The organism is Clostridium chromiireducens (genome assembly GCF_002029255.1).
Classification (GTDB): Bacteria; Bacillota; Clostridia; order Clostridiales; family Clostridiaceae; genus Clostridium; species Clostridium chromiireducens.
The window spans coordinates 1-21,753 of record NZ_MZGT01000074.1; the positions used below are offsets into that span (position 1 = coordinate 1).

Annotated in this window: 19 protein-coding genes, 1 pseudogene, 1 riboswitch and 1 other annotated feature; of the genes and pseudogenes, 16 read left to right on the forward strand and 4 right to left on the reverse strand. The window is 27.6% G+C overall.

The window, feature by feature from the left end; translation table 11 throughout:
- Positions 1-106: 106 nt before the first annotated feature.
- Positions 107-703, reverse strand: a complete 597-nt coding sequence (locus tag CLCHR_RS19935; protein ID WP_079441669.1) for an ECF transporter S component — start codon at positions 701-703, stop codon at positions 107-109.
- Between the two features lie 166 nt (positions 704-869).
- Positions 870-1,091, reverse strand: coding sequence for a PspC domain-containing protein (locus CLCHR_RS19940; protein ID WP_079441670.1), 222 nt, complete (start codon positions 1,089-1,091; stop codon positions 870-872).
- Between the two features lie 283 nt (positions 1,092-1,374).
- On the opposite strand from CLCHR_RS19940, the gene CLCHR_RS19945 reads away from it, so the two are divergent.
- The 8 genes from CLCHR_RS19945 to CLCHR_RS19980 all read left to right on the forward strand — a co-directional run bounded on the left by CLCHR_RS19945 (position 1,375) and on the right by CLCHR_RS19980 (position 8,921).
- Positions 1,375-1,758 carry a GntR family transcriptional regulator gene (locus CLCHR_RS19945; protein WP_079441671.1) on the forward strand — a complete coding sequence of 128 codons (384 nt, stop codon included), beginning with the start codon at positions 1,375-1,377 and terminating at the stop codon, positions 1,756-1,758.
- A gap of 3 nt (positions 1,759-1,761) precedes the next feature.
- Complete coding sequence (locus tag CLCHR_RS19950) at positions 1,762-2,886, forward strand: DUF5808 domain-containing protein (RefSeq protein WP_079441672.1); 1,125 nt, start codon at positions 1,762-1,764, stop codon at positions 2,884-2,886.
- Positions 2,887-2,947: 61 nt separating this feature from the next.
- Positions 2,948-3,056: riboswitch (TPP riboswitch) on the forward strand.
- Positions 3,057-3,159: 103 nt separating this feature from the next.
- Positions 3,160-3,966, forward strand: coding sequence for a sulfur carrier protein ThiS adenylyltransferase ThiF (gene thiF, locus CLCHR_RS19955; RefSeq protein WP_079441673.1), 807 nt, complete (start codon positions 3,160-3,162; stop codon positions 3,964-3,966).
- 126 nt (positions 3,967-4,092) lie between these two features.
- A complete protein-coding gene (locus tag CLCHR_RS19960; protein WP_242966162.1) occupies positions 4,093-4,734 on the forward strand; it encodes a thiamine phosphate synthase in 642 nt (213 codons plus the stop codon).
- A 180-nt stretch (positions 4,735-4,914) separates the two neighbouring features.
- The gene (locus CLCHR_RS19965) at positions 4,915-5,781 is read left to right on the forward strand and encodes a tRNA 2-thiocytidine biosynthesis TtcA family protein (protein WP_079441675.1); all 867 of its coding nucleotides are present in this window, start codon (positions 4,915-4,917) and stop codon (positions 5,779-5,781) included.
- 84 nt (positions 5,782-5,865) lie between these two features.
- On the forward strand, positions 5,866-6,054 hold the full coding sequence (locus tag CLCHR_RS19970) for a DUF4250 domain-containing protein (RefSeq protein ID WP_079441676.1): 189 nt from the start codon (positions 5,866-5,868) through the stop codon (positions 6,052-6,054).
- Between the two features lie 192 nt (positions 6,055-6,246).
- A complete protein-coding gene (locus tag CLCHR_RS19975; protein WP_079441677.1) occupies positions 6,247-7,995 on the forward strand; it encodes a putative bifunctional diguanylate cyclase/phosphodiesterase in 1,749 nt (582 codons plus the stop codon).
- A 45-nt stretch (positions 7,996-8,040) separates the two neighbouring features.
- Positions 8,041-8,274: a binding site (T-box leader), on the forward strand.
- A 122-nt stretch (positions 8,275-8,396) separates the two neighbouring features.
- Positions 8,397-8,921 (forward strand): tryptophan transporter, encoded by a 525-nt coding sequence (locus CLCHR_RS19980; protein WP_079441678.1) that lies wholly within the window; start codon positions 8,397-8,399, stop codon positions 8,919-8,921.
- 205 nt (positions 8,922-9,126) lie between these two features.
- Here the strand turns inward: CLCHR_RS19980 and CLCHR_RS19985 are convergent, their stop codons facing one another.
- On the reverse strand, positions 9,127-9,843 hold the full coding sequence (locus CLCHR_RS19985; protein ID WP_079441679.1) for a polysaccharide deacetylase family protein: 717 nt from the start codon (positions 9,841-9,843) through the stop codon (positions 9,127-9,129).
- Positions 9,844-10,104: 261 nt separating this feature from the next.
- Here CLCHR_RS19985 and CLCHR_RS19990 point away from each other — a divergent pair, with 261 nt between their 5' ends.
- From CLCHR_RS19990 to dut, 3 genes are all read left to right on the forward strand, one after another.
- Complete coding sequence (locus CLCHR_RS19990) at positions 10,105-15,393, forward strand: diguanylate cyclase (RefSeq protein ID WP_169896855.1); 5,289 nt, start codon at positions 10,105-10,107, stop codon at positions 15,391-15,393.
- 90 nt (positions 15,394-15,483) lie between these two features.
- Positions 15,484-15,975 (forward strand): prealbumin-like fold domain-containing protein, encoded by a 492-nt coding sequence (locus tag CLCHR_RS19995; protein ID WP_169896856.1) that lies wholly within the window; start codon positions 15,484-15,486, stop codon positions 15,973-15,975.
- A gap of 211 nt (positions 15,976-16,186) precedes the next feature.
- Positions 16,187-16,627: a dUTP diphosphatase gene (dut, locus tag CLCHR_RS20000; protein ID WP_079441680.1), complete on the forward strand. Its 441-nt coding sequence runs from the start codon at positions 16,187-16,189 to the stop codon at positions 16,625-16,627.
- A 299-nt stretch (positions 16,628-16,926) separates the two neighbouring features.
- Here the strand turns inward: dut and CLCHR_RS20005 are convergent, their stop codons facing one another.
- Entirely contained in the window at positions 16,927-17,484 is a 558-nt protein-coding gene (locus CLCHR_RS20005; protein WP_079441681.1) for a class I SAM-dependent methyltransferase, read from the reverse strand.
- A gap of 768 nt (positions 17,485-18,252) precedes the next feature.
- On the opposite strand from CLCHR_RS20005, the gene CLCHR_RS25325 reads away from it, so the two are divergent.
- From CLCHR_RS25325 to CLCHR_RS20025, 5 genes and pseudogenes are all read left to right on the forward strand, one after another.
- Positions 18,253-19,014, forward strand: a complete 762-nt coding sequence (locus tag CLCHR_RS25325; protein WP_242966161.1) for a sensor histidine kinase — start codon at positions 18,253-18,255, stop codon at positions 19,012-19,014.
- A gap of 224 nt (positions 19,015-19,238) precedes the next feature.
- Positions 19,239-19,796, forward strand: coding sequence for an accessory gene regulator ArgB-like protein (locus CLCHR_RS20015; RefSeq protein WP_079441683.1), 558 nt, complete (start codon positions 19,239-19,241; stop codon positions 19,794-19,796).
- A 46-nt stretch (positions 19,797-19,842) separates the two neighbouring features.
- A complete protein-coding gene (locus CLCHR_RS25100) occupies positions 19,843-19,968 on the forward strand; it encodes a cyclic lactone autoinducer peptide (protein WP_207652336.1) in 126 nt (41 codons plus the stop codon).
- 30 nt (positions 19,969-19,998) lie between these two features.
- Complete coding sequence (locus CLCHR_RS20020) at positions 19,999-21,264, forward strand: sensor histidine kinase (RefSeq protein WP_079441684.1); 1,266 nt, start codon at positions 19,999-20,001, stop codon at positions 21,262-21,264.
- 318 nt (positions 21,265-21,582) lie between these two features.
- Positions 21,583-21,753, forward strand: a pseudogene (locus CLCHR_RS20025) (sulfide/dihydroorotate dehydrogenase-like FAD/NAD-binding protein); the annotation flags it as partial.

A 21,753-nucleotide genomic window follows, 5' to 3' on the forward strand; every position in this document is an offset into this window, starting at 1 on the left:
AATTTATATAACAGTAAATAATTAATATTGACAATATAAAAGAAGTGCCATAAGCAAAGGCACTTCTTAAAAAGATAATCTATGTAGATTAATTAAACTTATATTATTATCTCTTATTTCTAATTTTTATCATTGTTATTATTATAGGGATTGAGATCACTGCACTAACTATGGCTTCAGGAATCCCATTTGTAACTCCAATGGTTGCTATCGCAATGCCAGCAGTTTGAGGATTAATTCCAAGAGTAGCTGAGTATCTCTCTAAGTAAAAGACATAAGTTAGTCCTAAAACCCCTATTGTGTTAATCAAGGTAGCACATATTGAAGCTATAGCAATACTTACACTTTGATTTTTAAACCTATTTCTGGTGATAATATACACATAATAGGCTACAATTCCAATTAAAATCCTAGGCACTAATGCAATTATCGGATTCCAAAATATAAATGATGTAGGACCAGGCGCTGTAAAATTTTGATACATTGAAAATAAACCAAAAACTAAGCCAACTAGTGTTCCTACGATAGGGCCCTCTACAATGGCACCTATTATTACAGGTATATGCATTATAGTAGCTCTTACAGGTGGAATAGGTATAAAACCAAGACCTGTTAGTCCTAAAAATATTGAAATTGCAGAAAGCATTCCAACCATTGTTATCTGCCTAACTGAAAATTTTGATTTAACATAATTTTGTTCCATAAAAATACCTCCGTTCTTATTCCTTAATATTATGGATATAATTCGGAAAAATCTATAAAATATATAATTTCCGTTCAGTTTCCAAAGAAATACCGACAAATAGTATTTTATCATTTTAGAAAAAATGTTCAACCTTATTTTCAATATTTTATAAATATATTTTTAGTTAATATTGATTAGTATCATTGAATATATCTTGTTTATCAGGCATTACGACTGCACATGCAATATATCCAATAATGCAGATATAAGAAAATTTTATTGTTAGTAATATAAATAATATTCTAATTAAGGTAACATCACCATTAATATAATCAGAGAATCCTGCTAATACACCAGAAATTTTCTTCCTAGAAACATCCTTATATAACTTCTTTTTTTCAATCATTATGATCACCATCCATAATTTTATTATGTGCTATTTTTAGATTGCTTCGAATAAACACTAGATTCTCAATATCTTATTAGTATTGTTAATATATATTATAAAGAAGAATTTATGGTTTGATAGTGGGTTCAGCGTATCTTTATATAAAAATAAGAAAATCATAAGATGTTAAGCTATAATTAACATGTTTTTGGTAAGTGTAGGCAATTATGAAATACTATTGATTATTTGATTCATCTGTTATATATTATATATAACAGATAGAACGAAAGGGGATTAAATAATGATCTTAAAGTTGGATTTTGACTCAGAAGTTCCGATTTATCTTCAGATAAAGAATCAAATCATAATTGGAATTGCTAATAAAGAATTATCGGAAGGAGATGAGCTGCCATCAGTTAGGGGTTTAGCAGAGGATATTGGAGTTAATATGCATACTGTAAATAAGAGTTATTCATTATTGAAAGATGAAGGATATATAAAAATTGATAGAAGAAAGGGAGCTGTTATATCATTAGACTTTACTTATAGTAAAGAAATATTTAAAGATAAATTAAATGAAGATATGGGAATTTATGTGGCGGAATGTATTAACAGAGGAATATCCCTTGATAAGATAAAAGAAAAAATTGAAAAAATATTTAACGATTATAGGAAGGGTGAATAGGTCATGAATGAACAAATAATATTATTATTTTTAGTACTAATAATTACAATGTTGATATTATGGCAAAGTTATAGAATTAATGATTTTAATGTAGAAGGATTGATTTTTGGAGTAAGAGTTCCTGAAAAGTATAGAAGAGAGAGCAGAGTTATAAGTATTATAAAGAATTATAATAAGAGAGTTCTAACATTAACAGCAATTTGTTTTATATTATTTATATGCGCATTTTATTTTATTCAAAAGGTATATATTATTATAGTTTATTCATATCTATTGGCATTCATAAATTTATATTCATGCTATTTAGCTAATAAGAAACTCAAGATTGTAAAAAAGAATATAGGTTGGGAGAAAAAATCAGAAAATAAAGTGTATGTACAAATTGGGAAAGGCAATACTAGTAGAAATCTTAATTTAATGTTATTTTATGTAGCGGTCGCAATATCTGTATTGGGGTTCTTAATAACAATATCAAGATTATCATCATTACCTAAAATGGTTCCAGTTCATTTTGGTATAAATGGTCCGGATAATTGGGTTGATTCAACAACATTTACTGGTAAACTTCAAGTTGTGATGCTGCCATTAGTATCAATGATATGTGTTTTTAGTATGTTCTTTTCTGCTAAAATTCAAGCCAAAAAAGATAATACTAGATTTAATGGGGGAACACTTAGTTCACTGATATTAAAAAAATCATTTTTAAATAAATCCATGACTCAAATGTTAGGTATTATATCTATCGGAGTCTCACTAATGATTTTGTATGGAGTATTACTTGTTGTAGGAATTATGAAATTTAATGATGTTTCAAATTTTATATTCATTGTTATAACAATAGGTGTAATATTCTTTCCTATGACTTATTTGATTTATAGTACTAAAAAGGCAAATCAGCTAAAATCAGATAGTATTTCTGATGAAAAAGAAATTTATAATGATGATGATATAAATTATATCGGGGGAATATTCTACCACAATCCTAATGATCCAGCTAATATAGTACCAAAAAGAATTGGGTACGGATTAGATTTTAATTACGCACACATACTAGGTAAGGCTGCTTTGTTGATTTTGGTAGCAGTATTGATAGGAATAATTATAATTATGGCTGTATTTAATATATAAATGATTTGAATTGATAAAAGTAAAGTGGTAATATGTAATTATTACTAATTTCAATAATAAAATAGAAGGCTAGGGGTGCCAATTATAATTGGCTGAGAGAAGCTTATTTGCTTTAACTCTTTTAACCTGACGTGGTTAATACCACCGTAGGGAAGCAGTAAATAAAATAAATTTATTTATTAGTCTGATTGGTAAATAAATGTATGAATTTTATGGGACTTACCTTATGGTAAGTCCTTTTTATTTATTTAAATTTTGAAGGGGGATATTAAATTGAGAGTTTTAGTAAATGAAAATGAAATGTTTGTAGATGATAAAATCACAGCTTTTGCAGTTAAAGAAAATGTAAAGAAAGATGCGGACATAATTATTTTGAATGGTTTTCCTATTAAAGAGGATTATGAATTAAAGGAAGGGGATAAAGTTACATTAATTAAACGTGGAGAAATTCCTAAGAAGGAAGAACTTGAGGCATTAATGGTAAGTAGGCACACCCCAAAAGTACATGAAAAAGTAAAAAAAGCAAGAGTAGCAATTGCTGGGCTAGGAGGGCTTGGATCAACAGTGGCGTTAGCACTAGGGAGAATTGGAGTTGGATATCTTAAAATAATTGATTTCGATGTAGTGGAACCAAGTAATTTAAATAGGCAGCAATATTTTATTAAGCATATTGGGATGAAAAAATGTGATGCATTAAAAGACATACTTTCAGAAATAAATCCGTTTATAGAAGTTGAGAATATTGATATTTGTATAAATGATAATAATATTAAGGGATTATTTGAAGATATGGATATTGTAATTGAAGCATTTGATGGGCCTGAAAATAAAGCAATGATAGTAAGGGAAGTTTTACTTCAAACTGAAAAACCAAAGATAATTTCTGCGTCAGGTATGGCTGGATATTATTCAAATAATCTAATAGTAAGTAAAAGAGTTAACTCTAGATTATATATGTGCGGAGATTTTGAGAATGCAGCTAAAATAAATGAAGGATTAATGGCTCCTAGAGTTGGGATAGCAGCTTGCCACGAGGCTAATATGGCACTAAGGCTGATTTTAGATGAGAATGATGTTTAATACAAAGCTAAAAGTAATCGCTTTTAGTAGAGCTTCTTTTAACGATGTATTTGTGAAAATATTTGCAGATACATCAACTTAAATATTTAGTAAATTTGAAAATACGGGGGAAAGTCTGTGATTTTAATGGGAATAACTAATAGAATTCTTTGCGGAGATTTCTATGAACAAATAAATAATATATCAAAATCATCATTAGACTATTTAGTTATCAGAGAAAAAGATCTTGATGAAGAAGGGCTTTTGAAGCTCTCTTTAACTATTAAAGATAAATTAAAAAATACAAATATAAAATTGATTATTAATTCGAACATTAATGTAGCGAGAAAAATTCAAGCAGATGGGGTTCAACTTTCGTTTAAAGATTTTATTAACATTAATGAAAAATTATACACAGAAAGCATTAACGGCGAAAATAGTTTGGTGGATAACTTTAAAGTTGATGGGAATAAATATAAGGTATATAAAATAATAGGCGTTTCAATACATAGTTATGAAGAAGGGATAAAAGCATATGAAATGGGTGCGGATTATGTTATCTATGGGCATGTATTTCAAACTGATTGTAAGAAGTTTCTTGAGCCTAGAGGTGTAAAAGAAATAGAACATCTATCAAAAAAAATATGTATTCCGATAATTGGAATAGGAGGTATTGGAGAAAATAATTATAAGGAAGTAATATGTGCTGGAGCGAAAGGAATTGCTTTAATGTCAAGCTTAATGAAGAGTGAAAATCCTAAGGAATTAATAAGTAATTTCCATAAATAATCATGTTATTTATATTTTATTTCATACTATAAACATTTGAACAAATTATTATGAATAAAGTACTTGTAAATCTTATGTGTTCATTATAAACTCTTTAAAGAAAGATATATTAAGCTGAAATATAGCGAATTTATAGCACTGAGAATAGATGCTATTGAGATAATAAGGAGAAATAGAATAATGAGTACAATTGCAGGAAAAGGTTGCCCTAGAATTATACCAGATGGGGAAAAAAAGACATTACAAGATATAGAACGAAGTATTGTTAAAACTTATAGAAAACATATTTGGACGAAATTCGTTAAGGCTATTAAGGAATATAATTTAATTGAGGAGGGAGATAAAATTGCCGTAGGTATATCAGGTGGAAAAGATAGTATTCTTATGGCGAAATTATTTCAAGAATTGCAGAAACATGGTCAAGTAAAATTTGATGTAGTCTTTTTAGCAATGGATCCCGGATATCATCCCGATATAAAAAGCTTGCTGATAGAAAACTGTGAGTATTTAAATATTCCAATTCATATGTATGATTCAGGTATTTTTGAAGTTGTTGACAAAATGGCTAAAGATTATCCTTGTTATTTGTGTGCAAGAATGAGAAGAGGTTCACTTTATGCTAAGGCTCAAGAGTTTGGTTGCAATAAGCTTGCCTTAGGACATCATTATAATGATGTAATTGAAACAACAATGTTAAATATACTATACGGAGGTAATTTTAAGACTATGTTACCTAAGTTAAAGTCAAAAAACTTTGAGAATCTTGAATTAATAAGACCGATGTACTACATTGAAGAAGATTATATAAAGAAATTTATTAACTATAGTGGAATATGGCCATTGAATTGTGCGTGTATGGTTGCGGCAGAAAAAATAGGAAATAAAAGATATGAAATTAAGGATTTGATTAAAGAATTAAAGAAAAATTTTAGTGGCGTAGAGAAATCTATATTTAAAGCTGCAGAAAATGTTAGCATGGATTCAATACTTGGATGGCAAAAGGGCGATACTAAATATTCTTTTTTAGATTTTTATGGTGAAGAATAATCACTCCTGCTCTAAAAGTATTTATAAACATGGAAATGTATGTTATATTATTATTAACTATATAGGTGAAAAGGAAGATGCGAGATGACAAGTGATTCAATAGGTAACATGGATCCTAATATACTATTAAGTATAATTAATATGAAATTAAGAGACCAATATAGTTCGTTAGATCTTCTTTGTGATGATATGAATTTAGCACGGGAAGATCTTGTAAATAGATTATGTAGTATTGGATATAATTATAATGAAGATATAAATCAATTTAAATAATTTATTATCTATGATATTTATTTAAAGAAGAAGGAGGAAATATGCCATGGACTTGAAAAAAACAGGAAAAGTTGTTACTTTTATGGCAGCAACAGCGGCGTTAATAGTATCATTAGTTAATGATAAAAAGAACAAGAACATAAATGAAGAAAAATAATTTAAATTAGATATTATGCGAAGGATTGTATTGATATGATTAGAGAGGAATTTAAATTAAATCTAAATCATGATGAAATAATTAATTCCACAGATATTAGTGGAATTGGCGTGATTTGGGACCCCTCGGAATTTAAGTTAATAGTTGATGATAAAATAATAAATATTATAGAAGAATATGATGTCACAAATTATAGTCTAAATCAATTTGTACGATTTGTGGAAAAGGAAGATAGGGAGAATATACTGAACTTTTTTGCTCAAAATCTTGAAAGAAGTTATGATGAGAGAGAGCAACTGCAGCAACGATTCAGGATAATAAGCGTAGATAATAAAATTATTGAGTGTATTCTTGCCGGCAAGGTGGTAAAAAACAATAATAAGTATTATCTGATCGGTGGTAGTTACTGCTTAGGGGATTTGCATGGGGAGAATAATAAAAATTCTTGGATGAATAAATGGAAGGTATCAGCACTTAACAAAACAATTAATTCCATTATTCAATGTGATAGAATTACAGGATTGCCTAATAAATATTTCTTCAAAAATATAGTAGCTAATTCATTAAGAAATGTTGTTGAAAATAATACAAGAGCAGCCTTGATAATAATTGATTTAGATAATTTTAAGTATGTAAACGACTCCTTTGGCCATGATTTTGGAGATTTATTACTAAGGGAAGTTGGATATAGTCTAGTATCAGCAGTCACAGAAGATATATTAGTGTCGAGATATAGTGGTAATACTTTTTTACTATTTAAGCCTGATATTATAGATATTCAAGAGATAGTAGTTCTATGCAATAAAATAACAAAATCTTTTGAGGAACCGAATATAGTTGATGGAAAGAAAATATATTTAACAGCAAGTATTGGTGTTTCATTATCTCCAGATCATGGAATTGACTATAATACTCTATTAAAGAATGCAGATGCTGCAATGTATGAGGCTAAGAAAAATGGGAAGAATGAGTGCGATTTTTTTGATGATAGTCTTTCAGTTGAATTAAATAGAGTATATGGTTTGCAAAAAGGGTTAAGGACTGCTCTACAAAATAACGAATTTTATGTTATGTTTCAGCCTAAAGTATCGTTAGACGATTCTTTAGTTAATGGATTTGAAGCGCTGGCTAGATGGGAAAGTCACGAATTTGGATCGGTAAGTCCAGCTGAATTTATCCCGATTGCTGAAAGTTCCAAGATGATAGTTCCAATCGGCAGCTTTGTACTTGAAGAAGTATTTAAGAAAACAAAATGCCTTTTAAATGAAGGAAATGATAATTTTAAGATAGCAGTAAATTTATCAGAGATGCAGCTTAGAGAAGACGTTGTTTTATCGGATTTTAAAAGTTTAATAAAGAAATATAGAATACATCCTAAATATATTGAAGTCGAGATTACGGAAAGTATGCTTATGAAATCTTTTGATAGAAATGTTAAAATCCTGCAGGAAATTAAAAAATTAGGTGTAAGTATAGCATTAGACGATTTTGGAACGGGTTATTCTTCGCTAAATTATTTAACTAAACTACCGATTGATGTATTAAAGATAGATAGAAGTTTTGTAATTGATTTGATGAACAATCCTAAAAGTAAATGCATCGTAGAGAACATAATTAATTTATCCCATCAGTTAGGAATAGAGGTAGTAGCAGAAGGGGTAGAAGAGAAATCACAAGTTGAGTATTTGAAATCTATACTTTGTGATGTTGTACAAGGATATTATTTCAGTAAACCTAAGATGTTTGAAGCAATAAGAAATATAATTGGAAAAGAAATTTCGTAAAAATATTGACAAAATTAGTATAAGGGTATATTATAGAATCATAAATTAAATCCTATGAAAAGGGATAGTAATCATGAAACAAAGTTAAAGAGAGCTGAAGATGGTGAGATTTCAGTACGGCAGTTAGTGATGAATGGGCCTTTGAGGAGCGAGATGAAATCTTTTGAGAGTAGTTTAGTCGTAAGTCGCACGTTATAGCGAATAAGATATTTTTTGTATCTGAAATGAGAGGCATTTTATGCAATCTAGGTGGCAACGCGGATAATCTCCGTCCTATTAATTATAGGACGGAGTTTTTTTATATTTTTATATATTGGGGTGTGATAAGTATGTTGTGAAAGAAAGTGATTTCGACTTAAATATAGAGTATTAAGCAAGAATTAATAAGGGGGACTTTTATTATGAACACAAAAAAAATGGTAACAAATGCAATTCTAATAGCTATAGGAGCAATATTACATCAACTTACGCCTTTATTAGGGGTACCAATGCAACCGGATTTATCATTAGCAATTTTATTTATTATAATAGTATATAATAAGGATTATAAAACTACATTAGTATGTGGAATTATTGTAGGTGTTTTTGCAGCATTAACAACCAAAACTCCAGGTGGACAACTGCCTAACATTATTGATAAGTTCTTAACTTCTAATATAATGTTTTTAGTTCTAGTTCCATTAAGAGAAAGAATCAGTAAGCTGCTACAAATTAGCATACTATTACCATTTGGGACAGCACTTAGTGGGACAATCTTCTTAACAGCTTTAATGACTCTTGGTGGATTGCCAATCGATAAATTTAGCACATTATTTTATGCTGTAGTTCTTCCAACTGCAGGATTAAATGTAGTTATAGGTATTGTATTATTTAAAGTTGTTCAAAAAACTATTTCAGTTACTGGTGCTTATGCAGTAAATAGTTAAATAGAATATTAAACAGTAATAATTTAATAATAAATATATAAAAGGTAAATTGAGTTTTGTACGAACAAGTATTACTCAATTTACCTTTTATTCTTATCTATTTTTTATTTAAACGCTAAAGATGAAATACAATAAGAATAATAATATGAAATATTAAATTATGTTTCTAATAGGCAATGTAACGAAATATTTTTGTTAATAATTGTTACTTTTTTATAAAATGATATTCTTCAGGAGTATTTTCATCTATTACTTTAAATTCATATCCATTATCTTTATAATATTTAATTATAGTTGGTAGAGCTTTTACAGAATTCTTGCTCATATATGCACAATGCATTAAAAGTACTACATGTTCCTTATCGGTTTTAGAATTTCGTATAAATCTGCTTGGATTTGCATTTGGATGCTCTCCATCACCACTATCCGTATTCCAATCATATATTTTTAGGTTGTTTTTATGAAGTAAATCAACCATAGATTGAGATAGTTTATAGCCATTGTTATTACATCCAAAAGGGAATCTAAGTATATTTGGCTTAATACCAACTATTGAGTTAATAGTTTCTTGAGTATCGAGCATTTCTTTTAAAAATGATTCATTAGAGCAGTAAAGAGAAGATTTCTTATGACTCATACTATGAAGTCCAAGGGAGTGACCTTCATTAAATATTCTTTTTACTAAGCTTTCTTGCCCCTTAATCTGACTTCCGATTAAGAAAAAGGTCGCGGGTACAGACTCGTTTTTTAATATATCTAAGACATCCTTAGTAACTTTTCCAGCAGGGCCATCATCAAAAGTTAGATACACTATTTTCTTTTCATCTGCGTGAGCATCAATTAACATCGTTTTTTCATAGCCCAATATACTAATTATGATTAAAACAATTGAAATTAATTTTTTGAATAATTTTAGATACATATAATCACCTTCATATATAGATTTTCTACAAAAGTATTATGTCCTAAAATTATAATTATATTTATATGACCAAGAAACAGTTAAGAGAGTAAGTTAAAAAGAGCAAAAAAATTAGTAAAAAAGAGCTTATAAAAGAAATGAAAAATCACCTTGAATATATGTATATCTTCTGATTGCAATATACTTATTCCGATGCTAGAATATGGTATAGTAATATTATATTGGTAAAATATAGACATAAAGAAAAGAGATGAATCAATAGTGAGGAATATAAATAATAAGTATCAAATTGAATATGAATTAAATATTGAAGAAAACTTTTCGAATTATTTAGTTTTTGATCTGGAAAAGAATGAAAGATATGCATTATGTATTTTAAAGAACGATTTTACATATGAAAAAACAAGAGAATATTTACTAAGTAAATTTAAAACTATTAAAAATCTTAATTTTAAGTATATTACTAATATTATTAGTATCGAAGTAATTTATAGCATGAATGGAATAAAATTGAATAGACCTCAATATGGATATTTGATGGAGTATACTGAGTCTAAGATAGATACGCAAGCTTATCTTAGAAAATGTACACCTCTGAAAAAACTTGACATATTTATGGAATTATGTGCAGCTATAAATACATTAAATATGCAAGGATATATCTTTGATGATATTACAATAAAAGATATAAGATTGATACCTACTTCGAGAAATAATGTCACAATAGAAATAAGGAATTTATTGCAGAACGAATTACGGAAGTTTAATTTATTAAACTCAACTATAAATTCACTACCTTACCAATATAGTATGGAAGCAAAAGATGAAGGAAATGCAAATAAAGATAATATAGGACAAGTCGTTAAGTTGTTTAACCATATTTTCAGAGAAGAAGAATTACAGTCTCAACTTATTGAATTAAATTATGTGAAAAAGATGTATAATCGAGTAAATTCTATAAATAAGTCATTTAACATTAAACATTTTATAAAAGATATAAACAAAAAAATGAAGAAAGAATATAAATTATTTTTTAATGATGCTTTAGTTAAAATCCAGGACAATTTAGATACAATTGGAATGGAAGAAGAGTTGAAAATAGTAGAGAAAAACTTTCAAAAAATATTAGAAAGCAAAGAAAAATATAAGATCATAGCTTTTAATGGTGAGGATGGTAGTGGTAAAAGTCGGTTATTGGAAGAAATTAGGTATAGGCTTTCTAATAAGTATTTCAAGGACATAATTTATATAAATGATCTTATAAACATTAACTTAGATAAAGAGGAAAAATATAATTATATAGTAAATTACATCCTTGATAAGGTAGATAAAACTTTAAAAGATAAATATGAAATTTATATAAAAAAATTTATATCTATATTAATTGAAAATAATCCGGTTTCTAGTGAAAGAAAACAAAATTATCAGTTAATTAATAGAATGGGAAGATTTGTTAGCGAATATACCATGACCAAACCATTCATTATAATAATTGATGATTTAGATGAAAGAAGTGAAGTTTTTAAACTATTTATTAGATATATCGCCTTCTTAAATAATAATCTAGAGAATACCATGATAATATTTTCTATGAATGAAAGTAGATGGGATGAAAAAAATTTAAGATTTATGAATGAACTTAAAGGTGATGAGCAATACGAAGAGTATAAAATAAACTATTTTAATCAATATAACACAACTAAAATGATTAAAAGCATGCTTAATACAAATTGCGAAATAGATAAACTATCAACAAAAATATATTCTGAGACTTTAGGAAATCCTCAATATATAAGTGATGTGATAAAGGAACTGCATGAGAATAAATCTTTATATTTTGATGGAGACAGCGGTAAGTGGAAAGCTGATATTAAATCAAAGGATATACTAATACCGAAAACCCTTGAGAATAAATTGGAAACAAGTATTTCCACATTAGAAGAAAAAGAAATAGAGGTTATTAAAAAATTATCAATATTTGAAAATCCATTATCTGAGAAAATTATTTTAGAGAACATTATAACAGAAGTAGATGATGTAATTGCATATAAAAAATTAAAATTAAATGGATTTCTTACAGACAAAATAAGTGATCAAGGAATTCTTATTGGCTTTACTAATAACTTATTGAGAAATGTAGTATATCTAAAATTGAGTGAAGAAGAGAAAAAAAATTTACATTCCAATGCATCTATTTTTATGGAAGATATTTTGTTTGAAACAGATTATTATATAGAAGAATTTTTAATTCATCTTGAAAGAAGTAACAATTATGAAAAGGCAGCATTTTATACTTTAAAGTACGCGAAAGCTCAGGATTTATTAGGAGATATAACAAAGTCTATTTCATACTACAAAAAAGTTTTAAAATACCCAAATGTATTAAATAGAAGTGAAATAGCGATAAATATAGCAAAGCTTTATGAAAAGAATTCTAAGCACGAAAAAAGTTATGAATATTTTGAGAAGGCAAATCAATTTTCTATACAAGATGATGAAATGCAGACTGAAATATATACATTACTTGAATTAATAATTATTCAAATTAACAATATTAATGATATTAATACAGAAGTCGAATATTCATTAAATTGTGTCCGAAGGTTACTAGATAGAGATTTTTATCCAAAGGGTGAAGTATATTACTATTACGCACTAGCATTAAAAAATAGACTAGAATATAATCATAAATTAACTTTAAATTGTGCAGAAAAAGCATTAATAATATGTAAAGAAAATAATATTAAAGAGGATATTTATGGATGGGTGAACACTACCCTTGCAAGTGCATATATAAAAGAAGGGGACTATCAAGAATCTAAAAGTTTATGTTTGAATGCAGTTGAAATATTTATAAGTAATAATAATATTAATGGTGAGTTATATAGCAGGATATTATATGCGTCTATTTGCAAGGAGGAAGGAGAACGTAATGAGATAATTCTAGAACAATACTTAGATCTAGCTAAGCTTAGTAATAAATACAAGGTATATAAAAAAGAAATATTGAGCTTAATTTATATTGCCAATATATATAACCAAGAAAAAAAGTATTCTTTAGCAGAAGAGTATTTATTAAGGGCATTGGAAAGAGAGCAAGAGGAAGGTGTAGATCAATACTCATTTAGTATTTGTAGTGGATTATGTCTATTGTATATAAATTTAGGAAGAATTAATTTAGCAGTAAAGTATTATTATTTAATGAAGCAAATGCAAAAGGGACTTAAATTGCTAGAAGAGGAAGTTATCAATACAAATTATATATATGCTTTGTATAACTTACTAGTCTGTAATTATGATTTGGCATATGATTATCTTAAAGGTATTTATGCATTAATATTTAATGCAAAGAACTTTAATTATAAAATTATAATTTGCAACTATTACGAATTAATGCTTCATAAATGCAAAAATGAAGATGCTATTAAAAATGTATACGGTAAACTGGATGAAAATATAAAAAAAATACTAAATCATGATGTCGAACTTGGGATTAAGATAAATGCAATTAGACGGATTTTACTATTAGGATATAAAAAATTTGCAGAAGAGTTATTCTTAAATCTAAATGAATATCCAAGAGACTATAATATGGAAGGTATATATATATACCTTGAATTAAATTTTAGAGGTAAGAATTACTATAATTTTTTAATAAATAAAGCATTAAGAATATGCGCGTTTATAAATAACCAAGAGACTAAAGCAGATATATATGCAATGATTGGAACCAAATATAGTGAACTTAATTGCGATGCCTTGGCAATGAATTATTATTATGAGTCTATTGCGTTGCATATAGATACAGTGAATTCATTACCGGAAAACGATAAACTTTTGTACTTAAATAATAGTAATTTTATAGAAACTCGTAAGTTATTTATAAAATGTCTAAATGATGATCTAGCAATTAATATGAAATTTAAATTAATTGAAAGTATAAAGAAATATGAAGAAATAGACATTTTACTGAAAGAATTAGATTTAACTAATATATTAGGAAATAAATCTATATTTAAATTAGCTCAGAATATATATGAAAAATGTTATTACAATGATTTAAGTGATATATATAAGGTCTTTGAAAGATTTTCTACTGATGTTATTAGTGATTTAGAAAATGTAATTAAATATATGGCAAGATTAACTTTAGCAGATAAAGCCATGATTGTAATAGAAAATAATGAGGGCGAAAATGATGTTATATGCACATATAGAATCAGTGATAAAAATGAAATAAATAGATATTTCTCTTTGAAGGTTGACTCTGATGAAGATGTGTTTGTTATCTCTAACAATGATACAAGGATTTATCAATTAGAAGATAACATATTAAAATATGGGATGAGATCTTGCATGTATATGAAAATAATAAACAGGGAGAGATATATAAATAGTACATCTGGAATCAATGCAAGATTAATTTTAATTACTAATAATGCAATGAATTATATAAATCAGCAATCAAGGAAGACAATAGAACAATTTAGACCGTTTCTAATATTTTTATTAGAGAAATATAATCTCACAATAAGTTCAACTTTGGATAAACTTACAGGGGTGTATAACAGAAAATATTTCGAAGAATCATTACTTTATATGTTAGATAGTGCAAGGTTAGAAAAAAGTGAATTTGCAGTAATGATGTTTGATATTGATGACTTCAAAGGAGTTAATGATAGATATGGACATCAGACAGGAGATGAAGTTCTAGTTAAATTGACAAAAGAGGTAAAGAAATGTATTGGGAAGAGAGATGTTGTAGGCAGATACGGAGGCGAAGAGTTTATTGTGCTTTTACCTGATTCAAACAAAGAAAAAGCCTTGAATATGGCTGAGAAAATCAGAAAAAATGTGCAAGAAGCAAAGATACTAGGTGATAAAAGAAATGTTACTATTAGTATGGGAATTGCATTGAGTGCAAATGAATCAGTGAACAGTGAAGAAATAATAGGGAGAGCGGACCAAGCTCTATATAAGGCTAAATACGAAGGGAAAAATAGATGTATTGTTTGGGAGAATGATTACGGAATAAGTAATTATACTAATAATGAGCTGACAGGAGTGCTATCAGGTAATGCTACAAGAGATTATAATTTAGCTGTAATTCTTAAGGAAGTGGCTAATATATCTAAGGTTAAAGCTGATAAGCAAGAAAAGATTTATCAATTTATTCTAGAGGTCATGAAGGTTATTGAATGTGAAACAGCTACGGTATTTATACTAAAAGATAAAAAAATAATCAATATATATAGCAAATTGAGAGCTAAAGACGGGCTGCATACAGGTGAAAAATTTAATTTTAAGTTAATTAATCAAACTATAGAAGAAGAAAAGGGGATGTACCTAATAGATTGGGAGAGTATGGATCATTATAATCAATATGGAATACCAGATTGGAAATCAGTTTGTATAACTCCAGTAATATGTAATGGTGAAGTTTTAGCGGTTTTCTATCTTTCTGTTTCAGTTAATAAAAAAGAATTTACATGCAATGATTACAACTTATTAAACTGTTTTGCTGATATAGGAATTCCAATCTTTTATTAAAATGCATTTTTAAGAGTAGGTAAATGTTAAGCACATAAAAAGTTTCTTAGCATATTATATAAAGAGAGTAATAGCGAAGAGGAGCTTTTTATGAGTGATATCCTTTCTAATGGCGACAATAAAAAAACGGAGAATATTAATGCTATAGTATCATCAGAGAATAATTATAATGAAGATTGCATGATAAAAACAGCAGAGTGTAAAGAAAATGAAGAAAAAGATCAAGAATATATATTAAATGCTAACTATAAAAAAATGGAGAATAAAGAACTTTGCGGTGGAGTAATTGAAGTTACATCAATTCTAGAATGTGAAGAGCATGAATATTTAAAAGGAGTAAAAATTAATCTATATAAGATAAATGGGTTATCTCCAATTCTTATTAGATCTATGACAACTGATGATAAAGGTAAAGCGGTTTTTTCGGGAATTGAGGACGGTTGTTATCGGATAATAGAAATTGTTGATAAGAAATATTTTGAAAAACCTAAATATATTAATTGGAATGAGATAATAATAGATAGTATTAATAAAAATCAGAAAATAGTAATAGTAAATAGAGTGAAAAAAATTATACCTTAAAATAAACATAAAACTCTTAGATGAGAATTGAGTTGATTTTAGTAATATATCTATAATTAATGCACAATGCATAATCTACAATTCATAACTATTATAACAGAAAGTTATGAGTAATAAATTTTGTGTTGTGTATTAAATTTTATAAGATACTAGATTTTTTTGCTTTATTTAAGCTATAATCATAATATTATTAAATAAAGTAGGTGTCGAAATGGAAAGTTATACATTAAAAATAAAGAAAATTGATGATAAAGCTATTTTGCCGAGTTACGCCCATGAAGGCGATGCGGGGCTAGATTTATATGCTGTAAAAGAATTAATTCTAAATCCGGGAGAAAGGGGATTAATACATACTGGAATACAAATAGAGCTGCCTAAAAACACAGAAGCTCAGATAAGACCAAGAAGCGGATTAGCATTAAAAAATGGTATAACTACATTGAACTCTCCGGGAACTATAGATGAAGGGTATAGAGGAGAAATAGGGGTTATAATAATTAATCATGGTAATGAAGTATTTAAAGTTGAGCAAGGAATGAAAATAGCTCAGATGGTCATAAAACCTGTATTTAAAGTTGACATAATAGAAACATATGAATTATCAGATACTGAAAGAAGCGAAAGGGGTTTTGGTTCATCAGGAACGAGATAATAATAATTTATGCAATGATTACAATGAGAAATTAAGGTATACTCAACCTAGTAATTGGATACGTGCTTGTGGAATAGAGGTTTAAAATAAGCCGGCTAGGTTCTTAAGCAGGGAATGAACGTCAGTCGAGTTTACTCTAATGATTATTCCATTTACTGCTTGTCACTATTTTTAGTGAAGCTAAAAAAAATGGTGTGACTACACATTAGGCATTTTTTTGCTTATTTTTATAGTACTATGAAACAAGCATGTATACAATTTAGGTTGATTATATTTAAATTTAAGTTTCATGTAGAAATCTATAATTTAAGATAAACATTAAATCTAGATGGATTATAATATCCATCTATAACTTCCCATTCACCAAAATCTTTTTTGTCATAAAGCAAGTGCTCTTTTCTATGTGAGGTAACAGGCAAATCACCGATAAAAATTGCTTCTTTTGCAACTCTCTTTAATTCAGCAATTGCTTGTTTCGAATATTCATGGTTGGGAAAGTAATGAAATGCTCCGAAACAAATTACTTTATCAAAAGTTTTATCCTTGAAAATTAAGTCATTTGCTTCTCCATGTAAAACAGAGTTATTAAGTAGCTCAATATGTCTCTTAACCAGTGATGAAGAATAATCAACGCCAACATATTCTCCACATTTTATATATTGTGCTAATCCTCCAGCCCCACAAGCAACTTCCAAAATTTTATCAGTTTCTTTAATATCCATTTGTTCAACAATCTGCCTTGCTATTTCTTTTACATCAGCAGTAGTATCTTCGTATCCGTCTAGTTCTTCTAAAGAATTAGTATTACCATTCCCTTTTCTTTCCCAAACTTCCTTCCAGTAAGACATATCTTCCATAATTCTCTTTCCTCCTAATAAATTTAGATTAAATAAAAAATAACTTAGTGAGTTCATTAAATGAACAATATTATGTTAGCATCGTTCAATGTTCACTACAATAAGTTCATAAAAGAATTATTATTAATATTTATATTTAAAAGATACTTGATATAAATGATTATATTACCAAGTGATAAAATATTTGTAGAATTTAGTAGAAAAAGTGCTTGAATCAATAATCAATTTAAGATAAATTATAATTATAAATTGATTTGGAGGGATTTGGCATTGATTATTATAGATAGAATAACTTCCATATTACAATCATTACTATTTGCATACGCCCTTATATATTGTGTGGATAAAAAACTAGAGACCAACAAGTTAAAATTGTTTTTTATGGTGTTAATGTTTACCATTATAGGGACAGCATTTTCCGGAACTTTTCTTGACAATCCTGCAATAATCGTTTTTTTAACCCATATATTAGCCCTAGGCCTAGTAGTACTAATGTATAGAAGGGATGTAAGAAATGCATTGATGGCATACACCATAGTGTATAATATAATAATAACCTACTCTATTGTATTTGGAAATGTGATTTTCGCATCTACAATAGAAATTTTACCACCTCAATACATGAATCAAGCGAGCATTTTTATAATGTATATTCCCGGATGGATATTAATATTTATATGCTTCAAATATTTTGAAAAGATTAATCGGGTATATAAAGTATTAGTAAATGAGGGGGGATTAATTTATTCTTTGATAATCAGTTTTGCTATGGATTTTATAGTAACTTTTTATTTGCTAACAATCGGAGCCAAAAGCCAGTTAATGAAAAATATTGTATATGTGATGTTTTTTATGTTTTTTGTAGTTGTATTATTGTATTTTAGAAAAATACATAATAAATCGGAACAAATATTTAAGTTAAATGAAACTTTAGAATCTAAAAATAATGAGCTTAGAAAGATCAAACATGATTATGGAGCTCAAATTTCATATTTATATGGACTTTGTCTCATGGATAGGCATTTAGATTTGAAAAAAGCGTTAAAGGATATTATTAATGTTAACGAAGCTATAGCAACTGCAGTGGAAGTAAGCCCTAATGAAAACTCATTATTATCTATCGCATTAAAACCTGCCATAGAAGAAGGAATACATGTAATAGTAGAAGAAAAAGGTGATCTTAGCTTAGTAGCCATTAGCGAAATGGAACTTTATAGAATAGTATCTAATATAGTAAATAATGCAATAACAGCAATGAATGGACAAGGAATTATAATTGCAAAGAGTTATGAATGTCTTGAAAAATTCATTATAAAAATAGAAAATAACGGTCCAAAGATTGAAGAAAATATCTTGAAAGATATTTTTAAACAAGGTTATACATCGAAGAATAATAAAGATGGAAACCATGGATATGGACTAAGTATTGTGCAAGAATTAGTAAAGAAATATAGTGGGAAAATAGAAGTTAAAAGCACTGATATTGCAACCGAATTTAAAATAATTCTGCCAATCAAACGGACAACATAATCATAGATGCGATTATAACTTAATAATACGAGTTTTTAAATATCCCCCCTAAGAATGAATTCATAGGGGGGATATTTTCGTTGATTTTTGTTTAACTAAAATGATTTATATATCTACATTATTTGTAAAATTTTCAATATAAATGGGGAGAATATGTTGAAAAGGAATAAAAACTAGGATATAATATTATTATAGTTTGAAAAAAATTCAAAAGTGAGATAAATATGGTAAAAAGGATTTCTGAAAAAATTATTAATAGTATAGCAACAGATGATAACTATAGTAAAGATGAATTGGAAAGAATGCAATATGCCTTAGTAACCATTTCATTTGAGCTGATAAAAATGATTTCCTTAATAGTTATTTTTTCAATGCTTGGTTATTTTGAAAAAGTTATTATTATTGCTGGGATAATGTGTATAGTGAAACCATTCATTGGAGGATATCATGAGGAGACGCAAATCAAGTGTTTTATAGCCACAGTGCTATTAACAGCTGGAATCTTGATATTAAGTATGCAATGTAATCTTAGTTTTATAAGTAATTGCATCTTGATTTTTCTTAGTATATTTTGTATATGGAATCAAGCTCCAGTAATAAATTCCAAAATGCCAATTTCACGCCCTCAATTGATAAAAAAGAATAGAATTAGAGGTTTAAGTACATCAATATTGCTTGGATTAATATCTATAGGTATATATTACTATAGTAATAATTATTCAATAATAACTTGGACACTTCTATTTGATGCAGCACTAATGTTTAATAAGCGGGAAAGCTAGAAATAATTAATAATTTTAATAGGTAAATTAAAGGGAGATGATTTTTATGATAAAAAAATTAATAGGTGGGTTTTTAAAGAGAATTTCTAACTCAATGATTACGTTAGCGCCAGCATCATTTTGTGGACATGGTGTTGAAGAAATGCCTGAGTCAATGAAAAACTTAAGATAACTTAGTTTTTAAAAACGAGGAGGGCGCAAATTGGAATTAATTATTATAGATGTAGCGACATCTGTCCTGCAGTCAATCGCAATGGCGTGGACAATAGTATATTGTGTAGATAAGAATAAGAAATTAGATAAAGTAAAAATATTAATTATTTCATTACTATTTCTTGCAATTAGTCAATTTTACACGGGGACATTTGGAGATAACTTAGCATCAGCAGTTTTTATTCCTCATATGTTAGCACTATTTATAATATTTATATTCTACAGAAAGAATTTTTTTAGTGCAGTAACAGCATACACAATAATTTATGTTATTATTGGAATATATGCAATTATATTTGGAAACCTAATTTTTGAATATGTCATGAGGACGCTTCCATTACAATATATTAATTATGAAAAAATTTTAATAATGTATATTCCAGAATGGTTCATCTTATTTGTGTATTTCAAACATTTAGATAGAATAAGGAAAATATACAAATTCATTATCTATGAAAAGTTCGCTATGGTGTTTTTGGTTATGAGCTTGGTAATGGATTTTATTATAACATTTTATTTATTGGCATTAAGTGACAAAAGTCAGCTAATAAAAAATATTATATATATAGTGTTTTTTTTATTTTTTGTTGCAGTTTTACTTTATTTTTGGAAGGTTCATCAGAAATCACAACAGATATATAGATTAAATGAATCATTAGAATTAAAGAATAGTGAACTTAGAAAAATCAAACACGATTATGGAGCGCAAATATCTTATTTATATGGACTTTGTTTAATGGAACGGTTTGATGATTTAAAAAAATCACTCAAAGATATTATAAATAATAATGAATCGACACCAACAGCTGTGGAAGTAAGTAAAAGTGATAATTCAATGCTATCGTTGGTATTAAAACCAGCAATCGAGACAGGAATACATGTAATAATAGAAGAGAATTGTGATTTTTCATTAATAAATATGAGTGAGATGGAATTCTATAGAATAGTATCAAATATAGTAAATAATGCAATTAAAGCAATGAAGGGTGAAGGAATAATAATTGCAAAAAGCTATGAATACTTAGGAAATGCGGTAATAAAGATTGAAAATAATGGACCCCAAATTCCAGAATATCATTTAAAGGACATTTTTAAAGTGGGTTTCACAACTAAAGAAAATGATGATAAAAATCATGGGTTTGGATTAAGTATTGTAAAAGATTTAGTAGAGAGTCACAATGGAAAAGTGTACGTAAAAAGCACTGAAACATCAACTGAATTTAAAATAATACTTCCAATAGTCCAAAGTGCATAGATTGACATAAATATATTTAAAATAAATATTTTCAAACAATAGCTGAAGAAATCTAATATAAGTTTTAGTTATTCTGATTACTAAAACTTATATAATTCATAGATAAAGATGATGGTAGGGAATGTTTGCAAACGCAAATATTTCTTGCCATTTATTTTTAAAAAAAATTATAAGTACATCAATATGAGAACGTTTTATTTGATAAATATGAGTTTTGAATATAGTAATACAGAAAAAGTATTTTAAAAATTCAGAATAATAGTGTAAACTATATAATAAAGTGATTAAACTTAACAATATAAAAAGGGGTGCTAAGGCATGTATAAAATAGTTAGTAAAAGGGAGCTTACAAATAATATATTTTTAATGGATATAGAAGCTCCAAGAGTGGCAAAGTCTGCAAAACCAGGGCAATTTATTATTATAAAGAATGACGAAAAGGGTGAAAGAATTCCTTTAACTATAGCGGATTATGATGCAGAAAAGGGA